Here is a 5,039-nt window from a genome sequence, read left to right as displayed (position 1 = left end):
CGTTGCTGCTGCGCGGGATGAGTCCGAGCAGCTCGACGCGCCCCTCGGTGAGCAACGTCAGCTCCTGGCCGGACACCGGATTCCCTCGCTCACTGTGCCCTCAGCCCGCTGAGGGGTTCCGACGTCGAATTCACCATCAGCACCGCGGGGTCCTGGCCGTCCACGAACGCGATGGCCGACACCGAGCCGGGGCTGATGACGATCCGCTGGAAGAGGTCCAGGGGCGTGCCCAGGGCGTGGGCGACGGCGGCCTTGATGGGGTCGGCGTGGGAGAAGCACACCACGACGCCGCCGGCGTGGTCGGTACGCAGTGCCTGCAGCGCTCCGACGATCCGCGCCTGCATCTCCGGAAAGCTCTCGCCGTTCGGGAAGCGGAACTCTGACGGGCTGTGCTGCACGGTCTGCCACTCCGGTAAAGCCGCCAGATCGGCGATCGCGGCGCCGGTCCAGTCGCCAAAGTCGCATTCAAGCAGGCCGTCGTCGCGGTTCACTGCCAGTCCCGTGCGGGCAGCCGCCGGCTCTGCCGTCTCGCTGGCACGCTCCAACGGTGACGAATAGATCGCATTGACGGACAAGCCCGCGAGCCGATCCGCAACGCGCTCGGCTTGGACGCGGCCGCGGTCGGACAGGTGCAGCCCCGGGGCCCGCCCCGGCAGCACCGTGCCCGTCGTCGGCGTCTCCCCGTGGCGGACCAGGAGGAGGAGGGTGGTGTCCGCCGTCGACGGAGCATCCGGTGGAGCGGACGGCGCTGAAGCATTCATCAGCATCCAGCGTATTTCGTCCTGGGCGCCAGCGGGGGAAAATTCCGCGCAATTCCCTCGATTCCGCGCCCGTACGAGGACTACCGTAGAGAGGTGAGTGACCGCCCCGATATCTTCACCGTTGGCGAACTGCGTGCCTCCGGCCACGTGCACAAAGACCTGCGCCACGAAATTCGCGACAATCTGCTCGCGGCGCTCGCCGCCGGCCGCGATCCGTGGCCCGGGATCTACGGATTCGGCCGGACCGTCCTCCCGCAGCTTGAGCGGGCCTTGATCGCCGGGCACGACGTCGTTCTGCTTGGTGAGCGGGGACAGGGCAAGACCCGGCTCCTCCGCACGCTGGCGGGACTGCTCGACGAGTGGTCACCGGTGATCGAGGGATCGGAACTGAACGAACATCCCTACGAACCGATCACGGAGCACTCCCGTGCCAGTGCGCTCGCCGAAGGCGATCGGCTGCGGGTGGCGTGGCGCCACCGCTCCGAACGCTACGTCGAGAAACTCGCCACGCCGGACACGTCCGTCGCCGACCTGATCGGCGACGTTGACCCTATGCGGGTGGCCGAGGGGCGCCTGCTCGGGGACCCGGAAACCATCCACTATGGTCTCGTGCCGCGCTCCAACCGCGGCATCATCGCCATCAACGAGCTTCCCGACCTCGCCGAGCGGATCCAGGTCGCGATGCTCAACGTGATGGAGGAGCGGGATATCCAGATCCGCGGCTACGTGCTGCGGTTGCCGCTCGACGTGCTCGTCGTCGCGTCCGCCAACCCGGAGGACTACACCAATCGCGGCCGGATCATCACGCCGCTGAAGGACCGTTTCGGCGCCGAGATCCGCACCCACTACCCGATAGAGCTGGACGACGAGGTCGCCGTCATCCACCAGGAGGGCCGGCTTGTGGCCGACGTGCCACCCGTCATTCTTGAGATCCTGGCCCGCTACACCCGTGCGCTGCGGCTGTCTCCGGCGATCAACCAGACCTCTGGGGTGTCGGCGCGGTTCGCCATCGCGGGCGCCGAGACCGTCGCCGCGGCGGCGCGGCGCCGCGCCAGCATGCGCGGGGAAGAGGAGGCGGTCGCGCGGATCGTGGACCTGGAGAGCGCCGTGGAGGTCCTCACGGGCAAGATTGAGTTCGAATCGGGTGAAGAGGGGCGGGAAGAGGCCGTCCTCGATCACCTCCTGCGCACGGCCACCGCCGAAGCCGTGCGGGCGCACTACCACGGGCTCGACCTCGGGCCGCTGGTGGCGGCACTGAACGGCCACACGACAGTGACGACCGGGGAACAGGTCACGGCGCGGGAGTTTCTCGAAAACCTTCCTGCCCTCAACGGCTCGCGCCTCTACGACGAGATCAGCGGGCGGCTGGACGCGAAAAACGACGGGCAGCGCGCCGCCGCAATCGAACTGGCGCTGGAAGGCCTCTACCTCGCACGCCGGATTTCGAAGGAGTCCGACGACGAGGCCACCATCTACGGCTGACACTAGGGATAGGCGGCATCATGGGCGTTCACAACCGGTCCAGGTACGGCCGGTACACCGGGGGACCCGATCCGCTGGCGCCGCCGGTGGACCTGGCGGAGGCGCTCGACGCGGTCGCCGAGGAAGTCATGGCCGGCTACTCGCCCCGCAGTGCCCTGCAGGAATTCCTGCGGCGCGGTGGCCGGAACCGGGAAGGGCTCGACGACCTCGCCGGCCGGGTCCAGCAGCGCCGGCGTGAACTGCTGGACCGCCACCGGTTGGACGGCACCCTGGACGAGGTTCGGAAACTGCTCGACACCGCGGTGCTGGAGGAGCGCAAGCAGCTGGCCCGCGACGCCATGATGGACAACACCGACCGCGCCTTCCGGGAGCTGCAGCTGCAGAACCTGCCGCCGTCCACGGCCGCAGCTGTCAACGAACTCGCGTCCTACGATTGGCAGTCCACCACAGCCCGGGAAGCCTATGACCGGATCAAGGAGTTGCTCGGGCGGGAGGTCCTGGACCAACGGTTCGCCGGCATGAAGCAGGCCCTTGAGGGCGCCACCGACGAGGACCGCGCCGCTGTGAGCGAGATGCTGGGCGACCTCAACGAGCTGCTGGACAAGCACCGGCGCGGCGAGGACACCGACGCGGATTTCCAGGACTTCATGGCCCGGCACGGACAATTCTTTCCGGAGAACCCCCAGTCCGTCGAGGAGTTGATCGACGCCTTGGCCCAGCGCGCGGCAGCGGCCCAGCGCTTGCTGCAGTCCATGTCCCGGGAGCAGCGCGAGGAGCTGATGAGCCTGTCCGCCCAGGCATTCGGCTCGCCGGAACTCATGGCCCAGCTCGACCAACTCGACTCAAGCCTGCGCGCCCTGCGCCCGGGCGAGGACTGGACCGGTTCCGAACGCTTCGAGGGCCAGGAGGGGCTGGGCCTGGGCGACGGCACCGGCGTGCTTCAAGACCTCGCCGAGCTCGACGAGCTCGCCGAACAGCTCTCCCAGTCCTACAACGGATCGCGCCTGGACGATCTGGATCTGGACGCCCTGGCCCGCCAGCTAGGGCAGAATGCCGCCGTGACGGCCCGCGCCCTCGCCGAGATCGAGCGGGCCATGCAGGACGGAGGCCTCCTGCGCCGCGGCGCCGACGGCGATCTCCGSTTGTCACCGCAGGCCATGCGGCGGCTCGGCAGAACGCTGTTGCGGGACACCGCCAAGCAATTGTCCGGCCGCCAGGGGCCACGGGAGACCCGCGTCGCCGGCGCCGCCGGCGAGCAGACCGGCTCCAGCCGCCAGTGGCAGTTCGGGGACGCCGAGCCGTGGGACGTCACCCGCACCATCACCAATGCGATCAGCCGCACGGTCGCCGACGGCGGCGATCCGGGCCGCGGGCTGCGCCTCGCCGTTGACGATATCGAGGTGACGGAAACAGAGGCACGCACCCAGGCCGCCGTCGTCCTCCTGGTCGATGTGTCGTTCTCGATGGCAGCCGAGGGCCGGTGGGTGCCGATGAAACGCACCGCGCTCGCCTTGCACCACCTCGTGTCCACCCGTTTCCGCGGCGACCGGCTGCAGCTGATCACGTTCGGCCGCTACGCGCAGACCATGGACATTGGCGAGCTCACCGCCCTGCCGGCGCGGCAGGAGCAAGGGACCAACCTGCAGCACGGTCTGCTGCTGGCCAACCGCTTCTTCCGCCGGCACCCGTCGATGCAACCCGTCCTGCTCGTAGTGACCGACGGCGAACCCACCGCACACCTGTTGCCCGACGGCGAGTCCTGGTTCTCCTGGCCGCCGGACCCGGAAACCATCCGCGTCACGGTCGCCGAGCTCGACCGGCTGGGGCGGGCCGGCACGCAGGCCACCGTCTTCCGGCTCGGCCATGACCCGGGCCTCGAGCAGTTCGTCCAGCGCGTGGTCCGCCGGGTCGGCGGCCGGGTCGTCGCGCCCGAGACCGGGGACCTGGGTGCCGCCGTGGTGGGGGAGTACCTGCGCGCGCACTTCCGTGGAAGGCCTTACGACGAGGCCGACTGGGCCTCCTAGGCGGCCTGACGACGACTCAGGGTCAGGGACGCGCTTGTCAGCCGGCGCGGAGCCCGTAGCTCAGGATCATGTTGCCCTTGCTGGTCTGCTGGGATGACTGAAGTTCCAGGCGGGTGAGCGGGTCGCCGTCGGCGAAGAGCCTGCGGCCGGTGCCCGCGACCACGGGATGGACGATCAGCATCAGGCTGTCGAGCAGCCCGGCGAACAACAGTTGGCGGACCAGCGAGATGCTGCTGAAGACGCCGATGTCGCCCCCGTCGCCGTCCTTCAGGCCCGCGACGAAGTCTTCCAGCGGCCCAACGATCAGCTGCGAATTTTGCCAAGCCAGCTCGCCGGTGAGGGTCCGGGACGCCACGAATTTGGGCAGCGGGTTGATGAAGCCGCCGAAATCCGCGTCGGCCTCTGCGTTGGGCCAGTACTCCGCCCACTGCTGGTAGCCGACGCGGCCCAAAAGCCCGGCGTCGATCCGGCCCATCATCTCGCCCATGCCCGCCCCCAGCTCCTCGTCGAAGCTGTCGAACTGCCACCGGAACGGGTCTTCCACCACGCCGTCCACGGAACTGAACAGGCCGGCCGTTACTTTGCGCATGGGTTCTCCTCGTAGCTGGGTCTTTGACTGCACCCTAGCGGCAGATCTTGAGGCAGGGAATACCCCAAACCGCGGCCAAACCGCGATCCGGGGCAGCCGCCCGCAGCGGGTCAGCCGTTGGTGGCAGCGCCTTCCGAGGCCGCATCGTGCCCTCCGCCGCCCGGACCGTCCTGGCCCWGGTCC

Annotated in this window: 4 protein-coding genes; 2 read left to right on the top strand and 2 right to left on the bottom strand. The window is 69.2% G+C overall.

What is annotated here, in order from left to right; translation table 11 throughout:
- Nucleotides 1–89 precede the first annotated feature (89 nt).
- Nucleotides 90–767: an MSMEG_4193 family putative phosphomutase gene (locus AB4Y86_RS11925; RefSeq protein ID WP_441402440.1), complete on the bottom strand. Its 678-nt coding sequence runs from the start codon at nucleotides 765–767 to the stop codon at nucleotides 90–92.
- Between the two features lie 87 nt (nucleotides 768–854).
- On the opposite strand from AB4Y86_RS11925, the gene AB4Y86_RS11920 reads away from it, so the two are divergent.
- Nucleotides 855–2,243, top strand: coding sequence for a sigma 54-interacting transcriptional regulator (locus AB4Y86_RS11920; protein ID WP_441402439.1), 1,389 nt, complete (start codon nucleotides 855–857; stop codon nucleotides 2,241–2,243).
- Nucleotides 2,244–2,263: 20 nt separating this feature from the next.
- Nucleotides 2,264–4,267, top strand: coding sequence for a vWA domain-containing protein (locus tag AB4Y86_RS11915; protein WP_441402438.1), 2,004 nt, complete (start codon nucleotides 2,264–2,266; stop codon nucleotides 4,265–4,267).
- Nucleotides 4,268–4,304: 37 nt separating this feature from the next.
- Here the strand turns inward: AB4Y86_RS11915 and AB4Y86_RS11910 are convergent, their stop codons facing one another.
- On the bottom strand, nucleotides 4,305–4,856 hold the full coding sequence (locus AB4Y86_RS11910; RefSeq protein ID WP_441402437.1) for a dihydrofolate reductase family protein: 552 nt from the start codon (nucleotides 4,854–4,856) through the stop codon (nucleotides 4,305–4,307).
- Nucleotides 4,857–5,039: the final 183 nt, after the last annotated feature.

It is taken from the genome of Arthrobacter sp. 2YAF22_2, from assembly GCF_052114645.1.
Lineage (GTDB): Bacteria > Actinomycetota > Actinomycetes > Actinomycetales > Micrococcaceae > Arthrobacter.
This window is presented reverse-complemented; position numbering and strand designations above follow the sequence as displayed.

What these genes read in the sequence shown, in the direction of transcription:
- AB4Y86_RS11910 (WP_441402437.1), bottom strand. Translation starts at nt 4,856, where the DNA reads ATGCGCAAAGTAACGGCCGGCCTGTTCAGTTCCGTGGACGGCGTGGTG.
- AB4Y86_RS11925 (WP_441402440.1), bottom strand. Translation starts at nt 767, where the DNA reads ATGCTGATGAATGCTTCAGCGCCGTCCGCTCCACCGGATGCTCCGTCG.